General features: G+C 36.6%; 21 protein-coding genes, 1 tRNA gene and 1 pseudogene. 2 read left to right on the top strand and 21 right to left on the bottom strand.

The annotated features are described in order from the left end of the window. Positions 1 to 168: 168 nt before the first annotated feature. Together PHV30_06760 and PHV30_06755 are read right to left on the bottom strand one after the other, a co-directional pair. The gene (locus tag PHV30_06760) at positions 169 to 2,139 is read right to left on the bottom strand and encodes a hypothetical protein (GenBank protein MDD5456716.1); all 1,971 of its coding nucleotides are present in this window, start codon (positions 2,137 to 2,139) and stop codon (positions 169 to 171) included. Position 2,140: 1 nt separating this feature from the next. Then, positions 2,141 to 3,697 (bottom strand): hypothetical protein, encoded by a 1,557-nt coding sequence (locus PHV30_06755; GenBank protein ID MDD5456715.1) that lies wholly within the window; start codon positions 3,695 to 3,697, stop codon positions 2,141 to 2,143. A 136-nt stretch (positions 3,698 to 3,833) separates the two neighbouring features. Between PHV30_06755 and PHV30_06750 the strand changes: the two genes are divergently transcribed. After that, positions 3,834 to 5,771, top strand: coding sequence for a histidine kinase dimerization/phospho-acceptor domain-containing protein (locus tag PHV30_06750; protein MDD5456714.1), 1,938 nt, complete (start codon positions 3,834 to 3,836; stop codon positions 5,769 to 5,771). A 5-nt stretch (positions 5,772 to 5,776) separates the two neighbouring features. Here the strand turns inward: PHV30_06750 and PHV30_06745 are convergent, their stop codons facing one another. The 7 genes from PHV30_06745 to PHV30_06715 form a co-directional block, all read right to left on the bottom strand. Further along, the gene (locus PHV30_06745; GenBank protein ID MDD5456713.1) at positions 5,777 to 6,148 is read right to left on the bottom strand and encodes a response regulator; all 372 of its coding nucleotides are present in this window, start codon (positions 6,146 to 6,148) and stop codon (positions 5,777 to 5,779) included. 71 nt (positions 6,149 to 6,219) lie between these two features. Further along, positions 6,220 to 7,857, bottom strand: coding sequence for a FliG C-terminal domain-containing protein (locus tag PHV30_06740; GenBank protein ID MDD5456712.1), 1,638 nt, complete (start codon positions 7,855 to 7,857; stop codon positions 6,220 to 6,222). A gap of 115 nt (positions 7,858 to 7,972) precedes the next feature. Continuing rightward, positions 7,973 to 8,665 carry a flagellar motor protein MotB gene (locus PHV30_06735; GenBank protein MDD5456711.1) on the bottom strand — a complete coding sequence of 231 codons (693 nt, stop codon included), beginning with the start codon at positions 8,663 to 8,665 and terminating at the stop codon, positions 7,973 to 7,975. A gap of 5 nt (positions 8,666 to 8,670) precedes the next feature. Beyond that, positions 8,671 to 9,429, bottom strand: a complete 759-nt coding sequence (locus PHV30_06730; GenBank protein ID MDD5456710.1) for a MotA/TolQ/ExbB proton channel family protein — start codon at positions 9,427 to 9,429, stop codon at positions 8,671 to 8,673. A gap of 93 nt (positions 9,430 to 9,522) precedes the next feature. Continuing rightward, entirely contained in the window at positions 9,523 to 11,235 is a 1,713-nt protein-coding gene (locus PHV30_06725) for a hypothetical protein (protein MDD5456709.1), read from the bottom strand. 69 nt (positions 11,236 to 11,304) lie between these two features. Beyond that, positions 11,305 to 11,484 (bottom strand): hypothetical protein, encoded by a 180-nt coding sequence (locus PHV30_06720; protein MDD5456708.1) that lies wholly within the window; start codon positions 11,482 to 11,484, stop codon positions 11,305 to 11,307. An 85-nt stretch (positions 11,485 to 11,569) separates the two neighbouring features. Then, a complete protein-coding gene (locus tag PHV30_06715; protein ID MDD5456707.1) occupies positions 11,570 to 14,080 on the bottom strand; it encodes an AMP-binding protein in 2,511 nt (836 codons plus the stop codon). 158 nt (positions 14,081 to 14,238) lie between these two features. On the opposite strand from PHV30_06715, the gene pgk reads away from it, so the two are divergent. After that, entirely contained in the window at positions 14,239 to 15,633 is a 1,395-nt protein-coding gene (gene pgk, locus PHV30_06710) for a phosphoglycerate kinase (GenBank protein ID MDD5456706.1), read from the top strand. Between the two features lie 202 nt (positions 15,634 to 15,835). Here pgk and PHV30_06705 read toward each other — a convergent pair whose 3' ends face one another. The 12 genes and pseudogenes from PHV30_06705 to PHV30_06650 form a co-directional block, all read right to left on the bottom strand. After that, positions 15,836 to 16,507, bottom strand: a complete 672-nt coding sequence (locus tag PHV30_06705; GenBank protein ID MDD5456705.1) for a hypothetical protein — start codon at positions 16,505 to 16,507, stop codon at positions 15,836 to 15,838. A gap of 22 nt (positions 16,508 to 16,529) precedes the next feature. Then, positions 16,530 to 17,693: a replication-associated recombination protein A gene (locus PHV30_06700; GenBank protein ID MDD5456704.1), complete on the bottom strand. Its 1,164-nt coding sequence runs from the start codon at positions 17,691 to 17,693 to the stop codon at positions 16,530 to 16,532. Between the two features lie 618 nt (positions 17,694 to 18,311). Next, positions 18,312 to 18,593: pseudogene (locus tag PHV30_06695) on the bottom strand (cytochrome b5 domain-containing protein). Positions 18,594 to 18,606: 13 nt separating this feature from the next. Next, positions 18,607 to 19,374 carry an exodeoxyribonuclease III gene (locus tag PHV30_06690; protein MDD5456703.1) on the bottom strand — a complete coding sequence of 256 codons (768 nt, stop codon included), beginning with the start codon at positions 19,372 to 19,374 and terminating at the stop codon, positions 18,607 to 18,609. 12 nt (positions 19,375 to 19,386) lie between these two features. Then, the gene (gpmA, locus tag PHV30_06685; GenBank protein ID MDD5456702.1) at positions 19,387 to 20,079 is read right to left on the bottom strand and encodes a 2,3-diphosphoglycerate-dependent phosphoglycerate mutase; all 693 of its coding nucleotides are present in this window, start codon (positions 20,077 to 20,079) and stop codon (positions 19,387 to 19,389) included. Between the two features lie 123 nt (positions 20,080 to 20,202). Further along, the gene (gene pfkA, locus PHV30_06680) at positions 20,203 to 21,183 is read right to left on the bottom strand and encodes a 6-phosphofructokinase (protein MDD5456701.1); all 981 of its coding nucleotides are present in this window, start codon (positions 21,181 to 21,183) and stop codon (positions 20,203 to 20,205) included. A 53-nt stretch (positions 21,184 to 21,236) separates the two neighbouring features. Continuing rightward, a complete protein-coding gene (gene serC, locus PHV30_06675; protein MDD5456700.1) occupies positions 21,237 to 22,316 on the bottom strand; it encodes a 3-phosphoserine/phosphohydroxythreonine transaminase in 1,080 nt (359 codons plus the stop codon). A 92-nt stretch (positions 22,317 to 22,408) separates the two neighbouring features. Next, positions 22,409 to 23,677 (bottom strand): toxin-antitoxin system YwqK family antitoxin, encoded by a 1,269-nt coding sequence (locus PHV30_06670; protein MDD5456699.1) that lies wholly within the window; start codon positions 23,675 to 23,677, stop codon positions 22,409 to 22,411. A gap of 167 nt (positions 23,678 to 23,844) precedes the next feature. Beyond that, positions 23,845 to 24,030, bottom strand: coding sequence for a hypothetical protein (locus PHV30_06665; GenBank protein MDD5456698.1), 186 nt, complete (start codon positions 24,028 to 24,030; stop codon positions 23,845 to 23,847). 447 nt (positions 24,031 to 24,477) lie between these two features. Beyond that, positions 24,478 to 24,554: transfer RNA gene (locus tag PHV30_06660), tRNA-Arg, on the bottom strand. A gap of 546 nt (positions 24,555 to 25,100) precedes the next feature. Further along, positions 25,101 to 26,486, bottom strand: coding sequence for an amidophosphoribosyltransferase (gene purF, locus PHV30_06655; protein ID MDD5456697.1), 1,386 nt, complete (start codon positions 26,484 to 26,486; stop codon positions 25,101 to 25,103). Further along, the coding region (locus tag PHV30_06650) for a hypothetical protein (GenBank protein MDD5456696.1) at positions 26,486 to 26,676 on the bottom strand (191 nt) is incomplete at its 5' end. The genes PHV30_06650 and purF, both read right to left, overlap by 1 nt.

The following is a 26,676-nucleotide window of genomic DNA, read 5'->3' as shown; positions in this document are numbered from 1 at the left end:
GAGAACATGATCACACATAATGCTACGGTCATTATAATCTTTGAATATTCGACTTTAAACAAACTCTTCCCCCATATCTCTTCGTGTATCATTTTGCTTATGCCCGTTATTAAAAGCGAATAAACATTTTTCTTAGATAATATAAGGATTAAGAGTGGTTTAAAAAAATTAGTGGATCACGCCGATTTTATATTTTTTCTCAATGGTTTTTCCGCTGCGATCGGTTGCTTTCAGAAGCAGCACATAACCGCCTTTACTTACTTTGAAGCCATACATATTGGTGCCGTCCCATTCCAACTGGTTATTTTTCATTCCACCTAATGTTCCGGCTACGAATTGCCATTTTTTCACCAGATATCCGAACATGTCATAAATAGCCAGATCAACATTGGCTTCATCAGGCAACGAATAATAAATTTTTGTGCTTTGTATTCTGCTATCAAACGGATTAGGACTGTTAAACAGTACATCAAGCATATCTGTATTGCGCAAATCTAGTTCTGTTTCTTCGCTATAATCAGACCAGGCGCCTGCCTTATTCTGTACGGCAAGTTTATAATTATATAAATTATTGTTTCTTTCCTGAATATTTATGATTTGTCCGTTAAAACTGATAATATTGCCGGAGGAGATAATTGTCCAATTAGGTTCAAGGGCTGATTTTCTGGCTATTCTATACATAGACAGGCCGCTTTCCGGATCAAGGCTGTCAGACACATCCATGATTAATTGCAAAGGAATAGTATCGGATTTACTGTTAATTTGAGTGCTGTTGACGATCAATTTGTTCGGTATTAGTGGCGGGGTCAGATCAACTGTCATTAAATTCGTACTTAACACACTTCCCTCTACCTGCCCGATAAGCTGAGCCTCCAGAAAATAATGATAATTATGTGTCAAGTTAAGCCCTGTCAACTGATTGTTGGTCATTTTGTATAAATAATCGGTAGAAGGTATCGTTTCGTACTGATACGCGATCATATTCCAATTTGTATATTGGCTGTTTTCTACATTAAATAACCTGAATTTCAAATTGCTGACATTACCCTGTAGTATTGAATGTATAAGGTTAAGATTTACGTTATCAGGCGCCGATGAAAACTGAGGGATTGAGAGGTCATAGATTACAGGCTTGTCTTTGGCGACAATGACCATATCATTACTGTAAATAGAGGTAGTAGTTATTATTTGTTTCTGATTACCTGTTATTTTATGTGAACTTAAAAAATCCATTTGAATATTAAAGGTTGAATCCGCTTGAGCAGTTGCACTGATATCGTATCTTACAAGCAGTTTTTTTTCTATATTTTGGCTCAATATCACACTATTTTGAGTAATTAAACTAAAAGTCAAAGGACTGTTATAAATTATTGTTTGCGTTTCAGCAATTACCAGGTTAGAGCTTACATCCAGCAAAGAAAGTTTTGTTATGGGACTGCCATTTTTTAAGTTAATTATTAGATCCAGATTGTCCAGATACTGTTCCCAATTTTTGGCCTGCAGGGAGATATCCAAAGCCTTTTCAGTACTTTTTCCAACTTGAACTTCATTAAATTTCAATTTATTTAAAGCCACTGAGATTTTTTTCTCACCGCTGTCCACGACAAGGTTAAAAGATGCGGCAAGATTTACAATCGTATCTTCACCTGAAGCTTTTAGTGAAGAGTCTATCAGTAGTGATTGTTCCCCTATGGAAGCCGGCCGGTAAATGATATATAGATGTTTGTCTTCATAATAAGTAAAATTTGGTGTAATGTTGTCAATTTTTATAAACCAATATTGAAGTTCTTTATTAAATTCCATATTTATTGTTATTTCTTGTTCTAAATAAATCCAGTCCGGAGTTACATTGATACTTACGATTGTCAGAGGATCAGCCTCCTGCGCAGCTACATCCAGCTCATTAAAAACCAGAGTTTTCTGTACTGTTTGGTTATAAAGGTCATTTTCAACACTAATATCCAGATATTTATCGCCGATTACAGAATATTTGGAAATATCCGCGGAACCGCTGGGAGAAACGTAATCGAATTTTGTTCCGAAGTATAAAGAATCAAGCAGATAATCGCCCGTATCCGCATAACATAATATGGGCAAACATAGGCAAATAATAAATAATAATACTGTTTTTTTCAGCATGCTATTCTGTTTTACTTCCTTCAGAATTTTTTTCGATAGCCTTTTCAATAAGGTATTTAACCTCTTTGTCGTTAGGATCAATATCCAACACTTTTTTCCAGATTTCAAGAGCTTTTTTAGAATCGTTTTTAATAAAATAATTACTGCCAAGTCTCTTGAGGGCCAGAGTGTTATCGGGTTCAAAATATGTCGCTTTTTCCAGTAACTGCGTGGATTTATCTATATTATCCACCAAAACGGAAGCTATTGAATCTTCCAGATAAATACCGATTATATTTTTATTTTTGTATTTATATACTTTTTTGGAGTCATTTTCCACTATATCCCTGAAAGATCTTATTTCTCGGTCATCGTGTTTAAAAATAAGATATTCGAGGTTTTCTTCAGCCTTATCATAATCCATAAGGAAAAAAGCAAACACAGCATCTGAAAACAACATCTTGTCGTTTTGATTGGAATTTTTAGGCGGCTTAAGGTTTAAGTAATATGTACCCTGATCCATTCTATATTTTAATTTTTTCAAATTGGCGTGTTCACGACTGATCCTAACCCCTTGGTTGACCAGTTCGGTGGCTTTTGCCAAATTGTTTTCGTTAAGTTCGGCCAAAGCTTCTTTATAATATTGTTCTGCTTTTTGTAAATTTTCTTTTTTAAAATTGTCATCGAATTGCAAACCGAAAGACAGCATATATTCACTTCCATAGCTGCGTATCAAATATGCATAATCAATTACAATCGGAACAAAGCTGCATCCCAGGCCAAGGCTCATTTCATTGCTATTGATGCCCGCCCTGCAAGTTAAACCGATATTATCATTAATACTCATAAGTTCATATTCGGCACCAGCGTAAAAATCAATACTTTTTGATCTCATGAGTCTGGCCAAATCAAAGCTTAATGTTAATTTTTCCACTTGCATACTAGCGCCTATATCAGCATCCAGTTCATACTTGTCATCACTGGCATCTCCGAACATTTGCGCAAATACATTTCGAACATTACCACCTACTTTTATCGTACCAAGGTCCCAGAAATAGCCGATATCCAACGCTATAACATTGTCTGCGCTGTTATAAATATTCCTCATACCATATTTACAAGAGACTCCAAGGTTCAAATTTTCCAGAACCTTTCTTCCGTAACTTACAATAACCGCTTTTTTCGAAACATTAAAATATCCTTCCGGTGTGGCACTGGGATTGTTGGTTTGCGTATGTATTTCCAGATTGTCCATCATCAAGCTCACATAATTAACTGCAAATGTATCATAACGGCTCAATGGGAAAGATGCGCCCATATAATCATATTTTGTTGTGCCCAGAATAGTTGTAGACATGGCTGAAAAGCTAAGATCGATCAAATTCGGTAAAATACCGCTGTTCCAGTAGCCGGAAGATGCGTCTTTTACGACTGACCTCCCTGCTCCGCCCATTGCCATGATACGTGCTCCAACTCCATAGTCCATATAGTCTGTAGTATATCCACCTATAATTTCTGATATAGCCGGACAGTTTGCTATTACAAGCAATAATATGAATAAATAACAATTTTTAGTCATTTTCCCTGGCAATTTTTGCCCCCCATTCAATCCTCTACTATATGCCCATTTTCCAGGGCATTTAAACTTTTTTCCTTTATAAAAGCCGTAAAATATGGGATTTTCTAAAAAGATATATTAGAATATTAACCAACAGATGATAACTTCTTCAATATATTTATATATTTCTTTGCTAACAATTATCATCGTTACATCGGTTTGTACGATATTTACCTATAAATTTTTTTCCACTGAAAAGAAAACCGAAAAAACAATCTTTAAGTTTAATATCATTGGGTTCATTCTTTTGCTTTTTATTCCCGTACTTTCTTTCATAAAAAGTTATACGGAATATGCTGTTTTTGGTGCTTTTATAACGGAAAATGTCTATCGTTTATTTTTAGCTTTTACCATTGTTTTCCCGATTATTATGGTTGTCGATCTTAAAATGGACAAAAAATTGGATGATAAAATATTCAAACCCCTCCTCTATGTTCTGGCGGCTGCCATAGGTTTGACTCTCGTTTTACCTGTAGTGACTTTATGGGTTAAGCTTGTACCTTACCTTGCACTGGGTTTTGTAGCCCTTTTTTACAGTTTCAATAAAAAGGGCTATCAGTTATACGGTTTTGTAACACTGGCAGTTTCGTTACTCTTAACTTTCATTCCCTCATCAGGATTTTCTTTAACCCAATTAATGTTCTTAATACTTCTTAGTCTGCTTATTCTTGATTATATAACCATCTATACATCCAAATTTTCTTTGATTAATGTTTTGCTGATTTATGATCTGCTCAGGTCCAAAATACTTTTTAAATTTTTGCTGATTTTCACTATACTTATAACTGTTTCCTTACTGCTGACCTCTCTGACTATTCTGACCATCACCAAAAGGGCAATAGTGGATAGCCAGCAAAAAACTTTTTTGAACATGGGCTATACTCTGAAAAATGAAATTAATAAATATACTGAGAGAAATACGGCTCTGTTAAATAATTTACAAAAAAGCACACAATTTAACCTGGAAAATGCTTTTATTCTGGGAGCTTATCTTTATGATTCTCTGCGTAATAATCCCGATATAGACAAATGTCTGGTCATTAGCAGCCAGAATATTCTGCTGGCGGATGTCTCGCAGGAATTTATTGATACTCGTCAGGATGTTGTTACCCTGCCCTTATATCTGGAAGCTATAAATAAAAATAAAATGATTAAACCATATATAGCTCTTATAAAGGATAAATTATTTATCTCTGTTCCTGTACTGTCTGAAAATGACGAATATATGTATTCTTTCGCGGCTTTCTTTAACCTGAAACATTTGGTTGCTATTTTTGATCAGATTCAGAAAGCTACATCTCTTGACCTGGATATGGTAGATGAGTTTTATTATTCAATATTGCAAAACAGGGAAATCACGAAGAATGATCCTTTACGCAATATTTCTATAGAAAATAATTCATTTCGTCGCGTAATATATAATAACGAACCGGTAATTGTTGGTATGGTAACCGATCCCAAACTACAGGTAACTTACGTGATTAAGCAAGCTGAACGTGTAGCTCTGTCCGGAATCAATCAGGGGGAAAGAACGGTGCTGGTTGTTTTAACGGTTTCGGTTTGTGTCTTTCTGGGCCTCGGATTTCTTATCTCTTTCATTCTGGAAAAACCGATTAAAAGCATTTATACAGGATTACAAATCTACCGTAAGGGAAATCTGGACCATCAAATTCAGACTAATAATATCGATGAATTCGGACAACTGGCTAAATCGCTCAATGAAATGGCCGCAGACCTGAAAAATCTTATGAACATGCAAGCCAAGTCCGAGCAACTCGCCACTATCTCTCAAATGGCTGTCTCCCTAAATCATGAGATAAACAATCCTTTGGCGGCTATGGTAATGGCCATGGGACTTTTGGAAACAAGATTAAAATTGCAAAAAGATAAAGAACTTGTGAGTGTTCTGACATTAATAAATGAGCAGATCAACCGCATAAAAGAGCTGATAAATAACATTAATAATATTACAGAGCCGGTAATAGAAGAATACGTCTCGGGTACTAAAATGTTGAAAATAAATTACAAAAAATAAAAGTTTTATTCAATCCCGATATACTTGTAAATAATCTGCATCCAGTCTTTAGTATTAATTGGCTTGTAAACAACTTCGTTACAGCCTGCGATTATCGCTTCCTGCATATCCAGTTCTTTGGCGTACCCGGTATACATAATAATCGGCACCTTTTCTGATGTCAGAGAACTTCTAATTTCCTTTGTGGCTTCCAGTCCGTTCATAATAGGCATTCTATAGTCCATTATTATCAGGTCAGGATTATATGAACGAGCCATTTCTATTCCTTCTTTGCCATCCCCGGCTTCAAAAAACTCGATATTTTTAATGCCTAGCAGGAATATCTTAAATATACTGCGCAAATCTTTTTCATCATCTATTAATAAAATTTTTTTCATTTTTTTCCTATTAACGCTGACTTTAGTTATAACACAAATTTCGCAATTAAAAAATATGAATATTTATTTTTTTATTCAGGTTCGTTTCCCTGCATGGTGTTATTCGGTTCTGAAATTGTTTTGTTGGTCTCACCAGGGATCAAATCCTTTTTACTGGCAATAAAACCTTCCTTGTTTAAAGCTCTTAATTGCTGGACAACTTTTTGTTGTACTTCATTAATCTTGGAACGAGGTTGCTGCTTCATTAAAGACATAGATTGTTTGAGCAGATCAACAACACCTTCACTTAAAAAAGAATAGATAGTAGCTGTGAATTTTTCATCGGATGCACCGAGTGCGATGGAAAAATCCTTAACCCCGATATTACGAACTATTGCCTGCACATAGCGTTTTTCCAGATACTGCAAATCTTCAAACACAAAAATATTATTAGCTATATCATCAGCCAATTTTTTGTTTTCTTTACCTACTTCATATAGAATAACCTTGCTGACATCGTTATTTACGTAGTCAAATATTTGTTGAGTAAAGCTTTTACCGCCGACAAGAAAATCTATTTGCGCTTCAATTTCATTAGAAAATTGTCTGATTTCATCTGGCGACAATTTTGTCTCCAGACTGAGATTTATCACCAGGTCTTTTTGATCCGCCAGTGAAAAATTTTGAAACAAAATCGCGGCTAGGTCCGGTCTGATGAAATTCAATACAGCGATTTTTTTCTCAATGCTCTGATTTTTTAGAAGATAAGGCAGCTTCCCTATATTATTTTCATTAATAAAGCCGAATAAAGGCTTCTCACCGCCTCTCGTCTCAATAATTTTTTTTGCCATGTCCTCGAACTTGCCTCTGCCAGAGGATCCCGCTGCTTGTGTTTGAAGTACATCCGGTAGTGTTTCTTCTGCCTCTTCTTCCTTTTTTGTTGCTGGGGCAGCTGCCTTTTGGTCCTCAGTAGGTTTAGGAGCGGTTACCCTGATTTGTCTGGCAATAATACTGATGCCTATGATAAAAACCATGGAAAGTATTAGCACAATTACCAAAATAAAACCGTATATTACATAAATTTTAATAACATCCGGTGATTTTAGAGTGTTTCCTAATTTTGAAGCAAATTTATCAGGATTTTTTTCAGCAACCGTTGTTTTTTCATTACCTTTGGTAGTTTCAGGAACTTTTGTAATAGGTGCCTGATTAAAATCCAGTCTCAGAGTCTGTAGTTTGTCTCCTCTTGCCAGATCAAGTTTCAAAACATTAGGGATGATTTTTTCCACTTCAGCGACCTTTTTGTTATCAATCCGGTTGTCTATTACCATTGATACATTAATTCTATCTATCGCCTGTTCGATAGAAACCTGTGAGGTAGTTTTGGAAATAGTATTTACTGAATCAAAAACTTTCTGCTTTGGCGCCAGGATAGAATACCCGGGCAGGTTTTCGTTGGTTTTGGCTATATCTTCATCCGCCGGTTTATTGTTCAGCTTGTTTTCTTCATTAGTGTACATGTATGTGGTAACATTTTCTTTTTTTAGGCTGATTATTACATTAACAACAGAATTGTTTGCCCCAATATATTTATCCAAAATATTCTGGGCTTTCTGCTCCAGATCTTTCTGCAGAATGGTAACTTCGTTTATATCCAGAGAAAAAGCTATATTGATATTAAAAAGGACAACCGTAAATATAAGAAGTTTGAAAAAAATGTTTCTATACATTATAGTTATACATATCCGGTATACACTTTAACGTGTATATATAAATATCCCCCAATAAAAATTTATCTATAACTATTGTAAACAAGCGGTTGACGAAAGAGAAGGTTTTTATAGATTATTTAGTTAACAAATCGCGATGTTTTCGGATGATATTGATTTCTACCCGTCTGTTCCTTTGCCTGTTTTCTTCTGTGTCATTTTTAGCAATTGGTCTGAAACTGCCATATCCGGCTATAGAAAATCGGGCAGGCGACATATTGCGGTCTGTAAAAAATTGCAGTACAGCCAGAGCCCTTTTGGTAGATAAATCAAAATTCGATCCGCCTTGTATGGGTAAATCATCAGTATGGCCTTCAATAACTACATGATTGGAAATTTTAGTGAGAAGCTCTGTGAGTTTCTCCAATACGGGCTCACTTGTTTCCATAAGCTCAAAACTTCCTTTTTGGAACATGACCGATTGTGTCATCATCAACTTGATTTGATAATCATCAACTTTAACCACTGCGTATTCCGAGAGATTATTTTCCTGGATAAAACCCTTTATCTGATCGGCTACGTCTTCCTCCAGATCGATTTGTTTTACGGTATTAGCGAGTGAACTGTTCTCTTTGGCTCCGAATGATTGTTGAAATTTGTTTATTTTTTTTAACATATCAGCGCTGCTGCCCATAGCCGCAAAAGAATATAGAAGCAAAAAAAGGATCATCAATACGGACATCATGTCGCCATAGGACATAGCCCATTTGGTAGTTGAAAGAAGTTTTGTCTCTACATCAACTTCTTCTTCTTTATGCGCCTCACTCATGATTGTTAAGCTTTACTTTCTTCCAGAAAGGTCTTTAAGCGTTGTTCAACCATTATCGGCAACATGCCCTGTTGAATTGCCAGAATACTTTCAATAATCAATTGTTTGTATTTTACTTCAATACTACTGCGCAGCCGGAGTTTACCCGATAACGGCACAAAAACAAAGTTGGCCAAAACTATACCGTAGAACGTAGTTAAAAGAGCGACAGACATGGATGTACCTACCATGGCAGGATTGGTTACATTGCGTAATACCTGGATAATACCTATAACCGTACCCAGTAAACCGAAAGTGGGAGCAAAAGACCCCATTGTAATAAAAACGTCGGCAATCATCCTGTGCCTGGAAGATGTTTCCTTAATATGGCTTTCCAGTACTTCTTTTATAAACGCTTCGCTTCTACCATCTCTGAGCATAATGAATCCGGTCCTGATAAAAGGTGACTCCTTTTTGAATTCATCGGTATCTGACAAAGATTCAACTCCATTTACCATCGCTATTTCACTATATTTAACCATTCTCTTTATAGCCGAATGCATAGATTCTACTTTCGGTTCGAAAAATAATTTAAAAAAAGCTTTGATAAGATTAGGGAACATTCTTAAAGGCACATTTATAAGTGTTGCCACAAATGTACCGCCGAAAACCAATATAAAAGCACTTTGGTTAAAAAACATACTTAAGGGTGAATCACCGGTTATACCGACGTACATAACCACTAATCCGATTATGATTCCCCCGAATGTCGTAATATCTATCATGTGTAAGTGGTTCCCTTAATATCATTTGTGAAAACATTTCATTTTTTCGATGAATAGAAAAGGCTGGGATCGGGAGAAATAAAGGTTTTTAGCCTATCCGGGCCAGGCTGCGAATTGCTGTTTTTGTTTAGCCAGCATATCCTGCTTTAAACGTAATAGCTTATTTTCTTCATTTATAAGAGTATAAAACTCTTCCTGTTTCATAACCAGTTTATCGCTCATTGTTTTTTTCAGATCATATAATTTCTGTATATATTGACGAGAAAGCTGGTTTCTTTTTTGAATATAACTTTCCTTAAGTTCCTGAATTTTCCTCTCATAAAGTTGTTGTTTCTCATTATAGACATTCTCTAGTTTGTTGATTTTATCGTTATATTCTGCCGACTTCTGCGCATATTCATCCAATAGTTTCTTTTCCAGTTCCTGATATACCTGTTTTAAATTGCTTTCTTTTTGCTGATAACTAATAAATAGTTGCATTTCCTGACTTCTGTGCTGTTCGTTTAATTTCGCGGTTATCTCTTCAACATGAATTTCGTTTTCCGACAAAACTTTTTGTTTAATCTGCTGAGCTTGTTCGCCAGCTTTCTTTAAAACTATTTCAGACTGATTATTTGCTTCCGCTATAATCCTGTTGGCCTCGGCTTTAGCTTTTTCAATTAATTGTTTTATATCTTTATAGTGTTTGTTTTTAATGAGCAGAGCATCAGATTTAACTTTTTCCATTAATGACGCAGCCTCATTTTTTTGATTTTCTTTGAGTTGTTCAGCTTCCATTTCGGCTTTAAGCAGAATTTCTTTTGCTGTGTTTTCAGCTTTGATTTCAATTCCTATTGCCTTTGTGCGGGCTTCTTCCAGCATCATGTCAATTTCAACCTGCGATTTGCTCAATTTTTCGTTGTAAATATTCTCGGCTTCCTGCAAAATTTTATTTTTTACCTCATCTTCTATTCTATTCCTTAGCCTGTTGCTATCCTCGTCGGCCTGATTAATGATGATTTGAGCTTTATCCTTGGCTTCATTAACAATTGTAATAGCTTCCAGATTTGCCTCGTCTACTATATTCTGAGCATAATGATTGAAAAGCTCTTTTTCTTCATGAAGTATTTGTCTTGTTTCCTCTATTAGTCCGGAACTTATCTTCTCTTCCGTCTCTGTATGTTTGCGTTCCTCATCCGGTTCATTAACCCGTGGAAAAACATTTTCGGATTTACTACCCAGACTTGCCAGAAAAATATCGGCAGCGCCACTATTAGTATCTGTTTCTTCTGTTCTGTTAATAGCTTGCTCCATAATATCAATAGCTCTGGATTTGGCATCGACTATAATTTGCTCTGCTTGTTTTTTGGCGTTATTAATTATATTCATTGCCTCTATTTTGCTTTCTTCCGGATTAAGATGAATATCGCTACTAAAAATTAGAGAAATCTTTTCTTTTATTTCTTCAATATACCTGCTCGTCTCATTAATAGACATTTGCACGGCTTTATCCAGGTGATGATTAACTTCTTTCTGATACTGCTCCCTGTCCATCTTTTCCAAAACATCTTTATTCATCAAAAAAAAGTAATCAGCAGTTTGTGCGGCATTTTTTTGATTCTTAAGCCTGGCAATATCCTGCAACAAGCTTTTTATTTCTTCTAGCATTTCATTTTGTAATATGGAAAGGTCTCCGGCAATTGAGCTATCTTTAGTTCCCGATTTATACTTTTTATCAACAATAACCGCTGTCTGGCCTTGGTTTTTTTTAATCAATTTAATATCAGGGTTCTGAACTCTTTTTTTTATTAACGTTTTTTTAGCCATGAATAATCCTATATTTATACTATAATGAAGCTCTTCAAAATGTAAATATTATTATTGATATTGAATATGCTAGACCAGCGAGGAAAAGCGACTGTTTCTTCTGCGTTTTTCCAGATATTCCTTGATTTTTTTTAAATCTTTGAATTCATCACTTTTTTCCATATTGTTTTTGTTGAATATCTGCACAGGTGGAATGGCGTGAATAAGATCAAGAACAGGTGTTTCAAATTCGATTCTATCGTAAAGCATAATCCCAATCCTTTAATGTTGAATTATACCACTGATGTCAATAAGCATGGAGTTATTCAGAAATCCGGCACATTACAGACCGATATTAAAGTTTGCTCCGTATAACGTTTTTTATTTTTTCATTGAGTTCTTCTATGTTCTGGTAGCTGTTACTATCTATTGTTTTATGTACAAAAATTTCGACTTTGTTTTTTGTAAATAAACGAGGCAGGAAAGATCCTCTCGGAAATATTTTATAAGAGTCCTTGATAGTAATTGGAATTATATTTTTATTTAACTTTTTAGCCAGGAAGGCTGCGCCGGTCTTAAAATTTCCCATGGTTCCGTCTTTTGTTCTGGTTCCTTCAGGAAAAATTAGCAACGATTTTCCTTGTCGTAAGAGATCGGCACCAGCTTTCAGCGCAGGATAGACATTGCCTTTTCTTTCCACATAGATAGTCCGCAAACCCGGGAAAATAAAACGCAAAAAGGCTACTTCTTTTTTACCGATAATATAAACATTCTTTCTGATTTTATAAGGCATCATTCCCAATACCCATATAGTATCCAGGTTGGATTGATGGTTACAAACAAGAATACAATTATCTACTTTCAGGTTCTTGCCCTCGACTATATTGAGCTTCCATAATAAGGGTGACGATTTATAAATCAACGCTATAAGCCAGGAAACAACAGGATTATAAAGTTTAACAATTTTGGTTCTGATTTTTCCGTCAAGTAAATCCAGTAGAACCGATTCTCCTGATTTTTTATTGCATCCGGCCAGATAACGAATAAGTTCTTGAATATTTTGCAACCTTAGGAAATCAGCTACGTTGATTTGAATATTCAATTCGTTTTCTAATTCACTCATTAAGGCTATCCTGCCCAGTGAATCAATGTTGTAGTCTTCCAGTGATTCATAGCTATAAATTTTTTCAGCCTTCAGCTTGTTTTTCAGTTTATCGCAGATTAAATCTTCCAGCGGCGATTGTGATTCGAATTCCAGTGTCAACTGTGTAAGATTATCTGCGTGAGTTTGGAAAAGTCCCTGGTCCAACCTGCCGACAACATCTCTGATGATAATTTTTTTTGTGGAGGTTCTGGGTAAAGGTTCAATAGAAAGAGCAAAATGACTTATGGTTTTATAACTGGGCAGATTCTTGTTCATGTTCATGATTTCTTCTTTAATTTCCTGATAAGTATCACGCATCGGGTTAACAGGAACAATTACTGCATAAACGGTTTCCTTATCATCTATATTTCTACCGAATATAGCGATTTCTCTAATTTTTTCAGATTCCTGATAAAATGCTTCCAGTTCTTCCGGATAAACATTTTTTCCTGAGTCCAGAACTATTACATTTTTCATTCTTCCAGTAATGTGCAGGTCTCCCTTATCATCTATAAAACCTATATCTCCACTATTGAACCATCCTGCTTTATCGAATACCTCTTTATTGGCTTTTTCATTTTTATAATATCCGGGCATTACCGCTTCACCACGCATCCAGATTTCACCGATACCAATACTATTCTTATTACGTATCTCGATTTCATTCCCCGGAATGGTCTTTCCGACAATTCCAGGTCTGGATTCCGTAAGCCTTGTAGCACAAATCGGCCCTGTAGTTTCGGTAAGTCCATAACCCTCCACAATTTTAAAACCCATATTGGAATAATACTTGTAATACTGAGGTTTTAAAGAAGCGGCTCCGCTTAGTAGAAATCTGATATTTCCACCCATAGTTTTCTGCACAGGCTTAAAAATTATTCCCGGCAAAAAGCCCAATCCGATTTTTTTGAAAAATTCTCCATGTTCCGCCATAAGCATAAAAATTTTAAATTTCAAAAAAGAAGAACTTTTCACTTTATTTTTTATGCCTTCAAATAAAAGTTCCCAGAGCTGGGGAACACCGGCAAAAATGGTTATTTGATGTTCCTGTAGTGATTTTATTAAATCAGGGCCTTTCATAGATGGCTGGAAAACAATTCCGCAACCACCGGCGAAAGGAGCATAAATGTTGGCCTCCAAAGCATAAACGTGATAGAGAGGAAGAATAGCCAGCATTGTGTCTGCCTGTGTAACCTCCATAAAATTAATAGCGCTTATACCGGTTTTTACAATATTCGCATGAGTAAGCTGTACTATTTTCGGATGGTCTGTTGTACCGGAAGTAAATAATAGAGAAGCAATATCGTTTTCAGCTAATTCGGGTACCTTAAAATATTTAGAGTCGCAGAAAGCTTCATTTAGGGAAATATTATGAATAGTTAAGGAATTGTCTTTTCTATTTTTGTACTCATCAGACAGGAATAAATGCCTGGCATTTACTTTTTTCAGCATTTCCAGATGAACTGCAGCCGAGAGGTTGTTATCCAGCGGCAAAACAATTGCGCCAGTACTGCAAATAGCCATATGTGTAATACACCATTGTGGGCTGTTTACACCCAGTAAACCCACGATATCTCCTTTTTTAATACCGGATTTTTGCAGATAAGCGGCGCGGGACCTCACATACTCAAGGGTTTGCTTAAAAGTAATTTTGTCGTCAAACAGGAATTTGTCGGTGTATTTGTTGCACGTATCAAGTATTAATTGATAAATAGTGTGCACTTTCTTATTATATGAATATAAAGAGCAGTAATCAATGCGCTTGACCTATTTTGTCGTTACAAAAATATTCAACGGTAACTATCAATATATTTCACTGAAAAGTTTAATTTACAGACGCGATATATTTTATGGAAATAAAGTTTACGGGAGGTTTATGAATGAATACTAAAATAATTGCAGGAGATAAAGAGATTGTTAAAAATGAATTAAATAAAGCAGGGATACCCACTCTTACAAATTTTTTAAAGCAAACTGATGTAGCGGGGAAAACAATAGGTATGCGTCTTGAACTTAATGTGGCCTGGGCAGAAAAAGACGGTCAGCTGATTATAAAAGACGCCGGACGTATTGAAAAAGCCTGGCCAGACTTAAAGGCCGCCATACTAGCCGGTGCGAATATTGCCATCATGTATCACGTCGAAGATAAGAAAAAGATTTTAGGTACATCCTTTAAAGATAATGCTTTGATATATGATTATATCTCCAATAAAATTGCTGGGGAAATCGGTTCGCACATTATAGTAGACAGGGTAAAGGAAAATAAATTTGCCGGAGACGAAGCAATGGAAAAACTTTCCTTACTGAAACAAAGCAAAATTAATGTTTTGCTTCTACAGAATGTAAGAATAGATGATGTGGAAAGAGAGATGGAAAAGAAAAACAAGACTGATCTTGTTGTTCAGTTGGCGGATATCTTCGATGTTTATGTTGATTGTGGTACGGGCTTGATGCACAGGAACGGCGCTACCAACCTGGGAATTAAGCTTATTATGAAAGCACTTGGCAAACAAGTTGTGGCAGGCGATATTTTTGTTAAGGATACGGCAGACCTGCAAAGGTTAATTAATGCTTTTAATGAAGACCCTGAGCATTCTATAGCGTTTTTTGCCGGCGCTAAAATCGCCAATACTTATGATGCTAAAGGAAAATTGGTTGAAGCCGGAAAAATCACTATTTTAAAATCATTTATCGAACTGGGGATCAAAAGCATTGCTCTGGGCGGTAAAATGGTTAACCCTTTTCTTGTGGCCATGGGTAAAAGCGCGGGAGCTGCGCCTGTGAGTGAAGAAGAAGTAGAACTCGCTCGTCAAATAATAGAAGCAGCAGAAAAAAATAAGGTTAAGCTTTTGATACCAACTGATTTCGCGACTGTTCACAAAGACGAATTACAAGCTGTATTTGAAGGTAAACCGGTAAACGTGAAAATAGAAAAAGAAATTTCTGCCGATCGTTTTCAGGTGGATATTGGTCCGGAGACAGCTATAAATTATTATGGTCTGGTTAAATCTAATTTATATCGTTTATGGAACGGTCCCATGGGTGTTTATGAACATGAGTCGCTTGCAACAGGTACCAATATGATGGGCAAAGCGTTCAAAGACGCTACAACCGGATTTGGAATATTTGGCGGTGGAGATACCGGTGATTCCGTTAAACATATCATAGATAACGATACCCCTAATACAAAAAAATTAGCTGGCGGCGGTGGTCCGATGGAATTTATTTCCTGCGGTGGCAACCTGCCTACCATTGAAGCTATGAAGATAAAATAAGATATTACTTATCGTAGTCTAATTTTTTAGTAGCGGATAATTAACCTTAGTTTGATAATGCCGCCTCTTCTCAGGCCTTCGGCCAGCTTTTCTCCGCGGGCGGAGAGAGATGTCACGCGTGCCCTGAGCCTAGCCGAAGGGAAGTGACAGAGAGAGGCGGAATGAAAGGATTACTTGGTCGAAGGTTACTTAAAAAATCCAGTTACTTGACGATTTTTTGCAGCAAACGCATGGCCTGATTGAAAAGTTGTTTTGTTCTATGGAAACATGGCGCGAATCTCATTTGTGATCGTTGCGCAACCCTATCCAACTCGGCCTGGTCCTTGATATCTGTAAAAATAGATTTTAAATAGTCCAGTTCTTCATCTTCCATTTCCTCATGAGCTGAGAAAACTCCGGTTTCCGGGTCATAATAGTATTTCTCATGGTTATCGGCCATAAAAATTGAAATATCTTTTCCCATTGTTAAGTGTGCGAATGGGTCCATCTTCTCAAATTCTCTATTGATCATGGTTAATAATTCATTTAAACTTTCGGAACAGAGCTCTTTATTGAACTCGATAATCAGCTGGCCTAACTTGGTTAGATACAAGATTTTCAGATGCCAGTATTCCTGATAATAATAATCCTCCCTTACAAACCTCATTGGTTTGGAAAGATTTTCTATCAGAACAGGCAAGTCTTTGACTTTAATATCCTTATTGAAAATTTCATCTAAAGTTCTGATTTCACTTAATAATGTAGCTTCAGAACAGCTTCCAGAAACAGCGACCAGAGTAGCGTGATAAAAATTATAGCGTTTTATCATAATTTCCATTGCTTCTGCTACTGTTGGCAAAGCAATGACCTTACATTGAATTCGGTTTTGACACATATTAAGTTATCGTAGCAGGAAGTTAAGAATTGCTGATTTTCCAGTTTTTCAGATGGTCAGGCACCGGATTGTTGGGTTTGTCTTCCACCCTGCGCATGGCTTCTTCACCTTTAGTATAGGCTTCTCTTGATTTGGCTGCCCTGGACAGATAGACAACCCCGTGTTCCAGGTTTATCCTGGCTTCAGGAAGACCTATTACTTCACAGGCGCGGAATACTGATGTGGCTATTTGTAAAGCCTGCGCATCAGCCAGCCCCACATCCTCAGAGGCAAAAACAACCATTCGTCTGGCAATAAACAGTGGGTCTTCACCTGATTTTAACATTCTGGCCAGATAATGAAGAGCGTCATCTTCTTTGGAGGCTCTCATGGATTTAATGAAAGCGGAGATAAGGTCATAATGTTCATTTTCATCATAGGCCACAATTTTTTGAGAAACAACCTCTGTGATGATATCTTCAGTTATATTTATAATTCCCTTACTATCAGGAAGCGTAGAATTAACGGCCAGTTCCAGATTATTCAAAACCTGTCGCAGGTCGCCGTCACTTTTTTTTACCAGCAATTTAAGATTCTCGTCGGTTATTTTTACTTTTTTGTCGCCTAATCCTCTTGTATCTTTAAGCGCTTTTTTTAGCATTTTCAACATTTCGCTCATCTGCAGCGGTTTAAATTCAAATATTCTGCTGCGCGAGACTAAAGCCGAATTCAAGCTATATAAAGGATTGGCAGTGGTTGCGCCTATAAAACTGATATTACCCTCTTCTATATCTTTAAGCAATAAATCCTGTTGGGCTTTATTAAAGCGATGAATTTCATCAACAAAGAGAATAGTTTTTTTATGATAATAGTTCCAGTTCTTCTTGGCTTCTTCTATAACTTCACGCACATCCGCTGTTTTTGCTTCTACAGCACTGAGCCGGATAAAATTGGCAGAAGTTTTTTCAGCTATTATTTGCGCTAATGTAGTTTTCCCGATACCCGGTGGCCCAAAAAAAATCAGGGACTGAATTTTGTCTGCGTCTATAATCCGCTTGAGAAGCTTGCCTTCTCCCAGCAGGTGCTCTTGCCCGACAAAATCCTCCATTGTCTTTGGTCTCATACGATAAGCCAGCGGAGCCTGTTCAAAATGTTTATCCCTGGCTGCTGCAGCGAATAGGTCCTGAGTTTCCACAGGGTTTATCATAGTACTTTTTTTATATCCTTATCAACTGAAATTTTTAGTACTAAAGTAATTGTATTTAAATTAAGGATTATTTTGTCGGAGTCAGATTAAAAAAAGTTTTTCAGGGATTAAATCAAATCTCTGAAAAAATAATGTGTTATAAAAGCTATAAATACAGCCAAGGCCACCCAGCGATGATATTTGAGCCATAACTTGAATTTAAAGCGGTTACCAAGAACAAAGAATAGTCCCGCTACAAGTATCAAGGTCCAAAGGATAGTCCCTGTATGTAATCTGAGATGGCCGGACATAACTATATACCCATGTGTAATTCCCGTAATAATTATAAGGCCGCCGATATACGGATGAATTTTGCTTAAAATTATTGAGCTTTTTTTGCAACTATCATGCTGAAACAATTTAAAAAATTTGCAAAATCTCCGGACCAGATATAATAAAATAAGTAAAAAAAGTAAAAACGCGCTAGTCCATCCCAGAAGATTGCCCAGAAACATTTTATTGTATCTTCCCTACTACATTGTTATTATCATCATAAACAAAGTTATTACTTATTTTATAAATAGATTTGCCCACTTTGAAGTTCATTTTTTCAACCTGCTTAATTGTATAGCTTCCAACAAGTTTCCCTACAACAGGTTTATCTTTTAAAACCTTGGTCCCGTGCGGTGATTTTTTTAAGATAATGGCGGTCAGGTCTTGTCCGGCCATATAACCATGATGAGTGCCTCCTGCCCAGGCGTTTACACTTGTTACATTGTAAACCACACCCTCTACCGCGATATATGCAGGTTGACCTTTTTGCCCGTTAAATACGGATAATTCTTTTTCAGTAAAATATGTATCGGCGAATAAAACAGAACATACGGCTAATAAAATTAAAGGTAAAAATACTTTTTTCATAAAAATCCTCCTTTTATATTTCCAGCTCCATTGCGATAGGACAATGATCAGAGCCCATTATATCAGATAAAATATAGGATTTCCTTAACTTTTTAAGTAAATTTTTGCTAATAAAGAAATAATCAATCCTCCAGCCTACATTACGGCTCCTGGCCCCTGTTTTATAATCCCACCAGGTGTATTGGTCCGGTCTACGGTCAAAATATCTGAATGTATCTATATAACCTTCGGATATTAATTTGTCTATCCATGCTCTTTCCTGTGGTAGAAACCCGGAAATTTTTTGATTTTCCTTGCTTCTGGCCAGATCTATTTCCTTATGGGCTGTATTTATATCACCGCAAAGTATTACTTCTGTTGCGCTTCTGACCAATTTATTCATATATTCCAGAATAATTTTGTAAAATTTCATTTTATAATCAAGACGCTCTGTGGATGCTTTTCCATTAGGGAAATAAATATTCAGTAGTTTAACTTTTGGCGCCAAATCTGCTATTATTATCCGTCCTTCGTTATCGATTTCTTTAAGCCCGATATTTTGCTCCACACCCAAAAGTTTCTTTTTTGCATAAAAAGCAACCCCGCTATACCCGCCTTTTTGACTACATGAAAAATATCCCCTATAACCGGATATTTCTTTCAAATCCTGATCGATGTTAGTTTCTGAAACTTTGGTTTCCTGCAGACAAAATACATCCGCATTTGTTTTTTTTAAAATGTCGGCAAATCCTTTTTGTCGGATTGCCCTTAAGCCATTAACATTCCAGGAAATAAGAAGCATATAAATTCCTTATTATTTATCCAGGTAAAATTTTTTTATCGGTTTTAATACATCGTCAATAATATAAATCAAAGGAACTCCTGTAGGAATCTCCAGATTAACAATGTCCTTATCGGATATCTTATCCAGATGTTTTATCAGCGCACGCAGACTGTTGCCATGCGCTGATATTAAAACTTTTTTGTTAGAGATTATGGAAGGGACTATTTCCTGTTCCCAGAAAGGAATTATACGGTCTACGGTATTTTTAAGGCTCTCGGTAAGAGGGATTTCTTCATCTGTTAATGCCGCGTATTTAGGTTCATGTCCTGAATAACGCTTATCTTCCTTAGTCAATGCGGGAGGAGTTATTTCATAGCTGCGTCTCCAAAGTTGCACCTGCTCAGTTCCGTATTTCTGAACCGTGTCTGCTTTATTTAAACCCTGCAGGGCCCCATAGTGTCGCTCATTAAGATGCCAATTTTTTATAACAGGTATCCACATATGGTCAACTTGATCCAGAACAATCCATAAAGTTCTGATCGCGCGCTTCAGAACAGAGGTGTATGCAATATCAAAACCAAAGCCTTCTTTTTTCAAAAGATGACCCGCAAGATTTGCCTCCTCTACACCCTTTGCAGAAAGATCGACATCGGTCCACCCAGTAAAACGGTTTTCTTTGTTCCAGATGCTTTCGCCATGTCTTAATAAAACCAGGGTATACATCTGCTTATCAGTATCCATTTTTACACTTTTGGTTGTTTTGTGTTTATCTTTATTACGCAAGTCTACAAACATAATTACGCTAATCTTAGCATATTCCGTTTGCTAAAAACAAACTGGAATATATTATATGGAAAGAGCTCTGGCCAAATCCAGCCAGTTGTTGTTAAAACCTTTTTTCTTCGTCCATGTATCTTCCAGCGGTATATAAGTAACATCTTTATCCAGCCCCTGATAACCTATCATGATATCGGTTTTCCCCTGCAAAACAGATAAAACCGACTCATAACCAAGTCTGCAGGCAACCAGACTGTCAGTTGCGGAGGGTGACCCGCCTCTTTGCATGTGGCCAAGGATAGAAACTCGCAAATCCCATTCAGGGTGTAAAGCAGCTATTTTATTCTTTACTGCCATCGCGCCGCCGAACTCATCTCCTTCGGCAACAACGATAATAGAACTTTGTTTACCGCGTTCTTTTCCTTTTAAAAGCCGTGCTACTACATCCTTAATGGTCTCGGTAGCTTCGGGAATGAATACTTCTTCAGCTCCTGATGATATAGCCGTGTACATTGCCAGATAGCCTGCATGTCGGCCCATAACTTCCACAATAAATATGCGTGAATGAGAAGTAGCTGTATCACGTATCTTGTTGATAGCTTCCAGAGCTGTGTTCATAGCAGTATCAAAACCTATAGTGTACTCGGTACCGTAACAATCATTATCGATTGTACCCGCAATCCCTACACCTTGTACTCCAAACTCCTGAATAAATTGATGCAATCCGCGAAAGGAACCGTCACCTCCGATAACCACAAGAGCGTCCAGTTTATTTTTTTTAAAGTTATTGTATGCTTCCTGCCTACCTTCTTTTTCCATAAATCTGGCGCTTCTGGCTGTCTGTATGAATGTTCCGCCCAGACCAATGATTCCGCCTACAGAACCGGCAAATACTTCTTCTATCTGATCGTGGATCAGTCCTTCATATCCTTTGTGAATAGCAAACATTCTGCAGTTATTATATATGCCTGTACGCACAACTGCTCTTATAGCAGCATTCATGCCCGGGGCATCACCACCGCTGGTCAAAACACCTATACATTTGGACATATATACCTCCTCTACCTGATCATGCTAATAAAAGCCAAACACAAACTTAAAATTTATTTATGTTTTTTCTCAAATTCGTCCATGTAAGCAACTAGCGCTTCAACGCCGCTTACAGGCATGGCGTTGTAAATACTTGCTCTCATGCCACCTACCAGACGATGACCTTTTAAATTTGTAAGTCCGCGCGCATCGGCACCTTTTAAAAATTCCTTATCCAGATCCTCCGTGGGTAAAGTAAAAGGAATATTCATAAGTGAGCGGTCCTGTTTGGCTACGGGTGATTTAAAAAGCTGTGACTTATCAATAAAATTGTACAAAATACCAGCTTTCTTTTCATTTATTTTCTGTATAGCTTTGACTCCGCCAAGATCAAGTAACCATTTAAAAACCAACCCAGCTATATAAATCGAATATGTCGGGGGTGTATTAAGCATTGATTTTTCATCAGCCTGGGCTTTGTAATTATAAAGAACAGGGGTTATTGGCATTTCTTTACCGATAAGTTCGGTTTTCACAATAACAATAGCCACACCGGCGGGCCCGATATTCTTCTGAGATCCGGCATATATAAGGCCATATTCATTAACGTCCAGTTCTTCGGATAAAATTGAAGACGACATATCTGAAACTATAGGCAGTTTGGTTTTCGGCAGCTTCTTAAAACAAGTACCTTCAATAGTATTATTGGTTGTTATATGCAGATAGTCAGCATCTTCATCTATTTGTAAAGTATCAACATCCGGAATATAAGAAAACTTTTTATCTTCAGAAGAAGCGATTACTTTGACTTCTCCGTATTTTTTAGCTTCTTTAAGCGCCTTCTGAGACCACACGCCTGTATTTATATATAAGGCTTTTTTGGTTTTATTCATCAGGTTCAGAGGTACGCAGGAAAACTGCCCTGTAGCTCCACCCTGTAAAAAAAGTACTGTATAGTTATTAGGAATATTCATAAGATTACGCAGATTTTTTTCAGCGGTCTCAATTATTTCCATGTAAGTACCGGAACGATGTGACAACTCCATTACAGACATACCTGAGTTATTATAATTAAGCATTTCCTTCTGAGCTATTTTCAGAACCTCCTCTGGTAATACTGCCGGTCCTGCACTGAAGTTATATACACGTTCCATATTTTTCTCCTTTCATCTTATTAAAATATAGTTATATTATGAGTAAAAAAAAGAAAACTGGCAATTTGAAAGTTAATTAAATATTTTTAATATTAATAATTCTGGTTAAACTCCAGTTTACCCTTACTATCAAACGCTTTCCTGTTAATTTTCACACCGTTTTTATATGTATCCAAATATTTAACATCTATTCCGTTTTCGTAATATTCTCTGCTCACTCCGTTTTTACGGTCTTTGAGATAGCTCTCCTCATTTTTTAAGGGTCCGTTTTCATAATAAACCCTGGTAATTCCTTCCAGCATATCATTACTATACTCTTTGATATAAAGAAGCTTGCCATTTTCATTGTATTCCTTTGCGGTACCGTTCTTTTTCCCGTCTTTATATGTTTCTTCAATTTTTAGAATTCCTTTTTCATAATATTCTTTATAGACTCCATCCAGTTCATTGCTCAGATAATTGGCTTCTGTCTTTAATACACCGCTTTCATAATATGATTTATAGGCTCCTTCCTGTTCGTCATTTTTGAAATTATTTTCATATTTTAAAATTCCTTTTTCGTAATATTCCTTATAAGGGCCTTCCAGATGCCCCTTCACATAGTTGGCCACAATCTGGACAGCACCTGCTTCAAAAAATGTTTTACTTGCCCCTTCCAATTGGTCGTTCTTATAATGATCAAGAATTTTCATATTTCCATTTTCATAATATTCTTTATACATGCCATCTTTTTGTCCATTATGATAATTAATTTCTGTTGTCAGAAGACCATCACGACTATATTCTTTGGCCTTACCTTCCCTTAATCCGTCCAAATAAATTTCTTCCAGCTTAAGAATACCGTTATCATAATATTCCCTGGAAACTCCTTCGATTATGTCATTAATATAATTTGTTGATTGTTTTAACACAAACCCCTCGTAAAAATCTTTACAGATACCGTCTTTTTTCCCGTTTTTAAAAAGATACTCCATTTTCAGAGAACTGGACTCGTAATATTCCTTATAAATACCATTTAAGTAGTTGTTTATATAATTTGCCTCTAACTTTAATACTCCTGACACATAGTATTCTTTAACCTGACCGTTTAATTTATTATCTACATAGGGCAATTCTCTTTTTAAAACCCCGTTACGATAAAATTCACGAAATGTACCATCCGTGATATGGCCTATTTGCTTGATAAGATTGCCATTTTTATCCAATACCTGCGTGGCTGTTTTGGCGGAATTCTGATAAAAATTTACTTCATATTGATTCGCTTTGTTAAATAATACTTTTAGGATTAATTCATCGGAAGAGAAGCCCTGGCTAAACAAACAAGCAATTATTATAAGCGAACCAATTGATCTGAAGCGCATAGAATTTATTATCCGCTAAATATTGTGAATTGTTAAGGCCCGACACATTTCAAGATGTAAATATTGATTGTGATATAATTAAATCTATGAGGGGTTTCTTTTGTATTGTTAGTAGAATAGTTTGAAACTTGAATAGGTAATAAAATATAAAGAAAAAAATTTAGGATTTAATTAATGCTTGAAAATATATTACTCGCAATTTCTATTCCCATGACAATATTTACATATATTATTATTTTACTTTTAATTGTTTTTTTCATACTAAATATACCAAAAATTATAAAAAACATACCAAATATAAAATTAATTAATTTTATTGCCGCACTTCTTCTTCTTTTCCCCATTTTTTTCATGGCTATTATAAACCCTAATCACGCTACAATTGGATATTTTTTGTTTCTATCGTGGTATATATTACTGTTGGTTTATGGTCATCTCGAAAATAAAAAATAATATCGTCTTTGGAAATATCAAAAAATTGATACTAATATGACCGATTACATAATATGTGTATAAATTAAAAAAACTTGTCCGCCTTCACTAATCCCGTCTCCTTTACGAGATATCAGTCAACCAACGTATTCAAAATTCAACGATAATCAAATTGGGAACATAAAGCTACAGTTGATTATGTAAGCGTAATCCGGTTATCAGTCCTGAAGTTTGGTAAGGGATTCCAAAGGGAACGAAACCCTTTGGTCCGGCGAAGCTCGAAGAGCGAAGACGGAGGGGGTTCAGCGAACGCAGTGAGCGCCGAAGGGGGCGAAGCCCCATTGGAAAAACCTAGTTATAAGTTTTGATGGCGCCCTCGACACGAATTGAACGTGCGGCCTAAGGTTTAGGAAACCTTTGCTCTATCCAACTGAGCTACGAGGGCATCATTTACCATTATATTATCTTTCCCTGTTTCTATAAAATGATATTTTCATATCAGTAAAGATGCTAATTAATTTGGACATCAATGCTGTCATGTAACGAATGAATAAACTGGGCTAAGTCAAAAAACTGGTGAATTCCAACGAGCTAACCAAACCAATATTAATCAAATTAGAACAGGATTAGAACAACATCAACTTCTGTCTAATTCTGTTAGATCACTCCTGCTTATTTAACGAAAATTGAACAGAGCCAAACTCCTTATTGACTTTCGTTGAAATGGATTTAAGGTTTAGGAAACCGACGTATACTCGCCGAAGCCTTTGCGAGGGCTGGGCTCTAGCCAACTGAGTCCCGAAATGCCCGAAATCTCTGATTTCGTGTGCATTTCGAGCTCCGAGATTGTTAAAGTTTTAACTTTCGAACAATCTCTAGAGTCCTCGTCAGACTAATTTCAAAGTCTGACGGGAGATCCTCGAGAAAGCTAAGCCGTTCGGCTTGATTTCTCAGGACTACGAGGGCTTAATAAAAAAATGATCATTAACTCTCAGCATTCATCAAATAAAAATTTGGAGTGCTTCATATCATCGGCAATTTCTATTGGATACTCCCCGTTAAAACATGCCAGGCACAAATTATCTTTGGGTAAATGAATAGCATTCAGCAGGCCCTGTAATGATAAGTAGCCTATAGAGTCCACATCAAGTTCCTCCTGAATTTTTTCCAGACTCATATTGGCCGCGATCAATTCTTTTTTGGAAGCCGTATCAATTCCATAAAAACAGGGGTTCATAACCATTGGAGAACTTACCCGGAAATGAACTTCTTTCGCGCCTGTATCTCTGAGCAGCTTAACAATTTTCTTACTTGTTGTTCCGCGGACAATTGAATCATCAACAATGACTATTTTTTTACCTTTTACTGCGTCAACAATCGGATTTAATTTCAACTTAACACCGACTTCACGCAATAGTTGTTCAGGTTGAATAAAAGTACGCCCAATATAACGATTTTTAATCAGCCCCTCGGCAAAAGGTATCCCGCTTTCTTTGCTATACCCGATAGCGGCAGGAGTACCGGAATCAGGCACACTGATTACAGCGTCCGCTTCCACAGGATGTTCGCGAAAAAGATTACGTCCCATTTTTACTCTGATGGAATACAGACTTTTATTGTTAAAAACCGAATCCGGACGAGCAAAATAAATATACTCAAAAGAACAGAATCCTTTTTTGTTGGATGGGTTCAAACACATTCTGGAATTTACACCCTTTTTATCAATAATGAATAATTCACCGGGCATAATTTCTCTTTCCTTTACGGCTCCAACCACACTTAAAGCGCAATCTTCACTTGCTACAACATAACCGTCCTCCAGAGAACCTATTACTAACGGTCTTATACCAAAGGTATCACGAACAGCTATCATTTTATCCAACGCCAAAAAAACAATAGAATATGCACCCCTCATAACCCCCATCAATTCTAAAACAGCGTCTTCCAATTCCTTTTTAGCAGATATTCCCAGCAAAGCCGCGATCACTTCGGTATCTGATGTTCCTTTAAATTTAAATCCTTTTTCTTCGCATTTCTTGCGTAATTCCTCAGTATTGATCAAATTGCCATTATGGGCTATAGCTACCGGTTTATTGTGAAAATTGGCCATGACAGGCTGAGCATTTTGAATGGTTGTGGAACCGGTTGTGGAATAGCGCGAATGGCCCACTGCCGCGAAACCTTTTAAATTATCTAATGATTCCCTGGTAAAGACCTGCGAAACCAAACCCAGCTGTTTCGTAACCTGTATGTCTTTACCATCACTGACAGCGATACCAGCGCTTTCCTGTCCGCGGTGTTGCAGGGAAAAAAGGCCGAAATAAGTTGCTTCGCTTACATTTAATTTTTTAGACCAGATTGCGAATATTCCACACATTATTGTTGGTCCATTATTTTTTTGATACTATTTTCATAAATAGAGCTCATTTGCTCTCCTTTAAGTTCTATAATCTTCTCTTTTTCTACCTGGATCGAAAGTTCATATTCAGCAGTAACTTTACCGATCTTCGTTAATAAAAAGTTTTCAAAAACTTTCTCAAACTGCGCAGTATTTTTCGGTTCAACAG

Source organism: Candidatus Margulisiibacteriota bacterium, from assembly GCA_028715625.1.
In the GTDB taxonomy this organism is placed as follows: domain Bacteria; phylum Margulisbacteria; class Riflemargulisbacteria; order GWF2-35-9; family GWF2-35-9; genus JAQURL01.
Note: the sequence above shows the minus strand (reverse complement) of the source record. Positions and strands in the feature narration are given on the sequence as shown.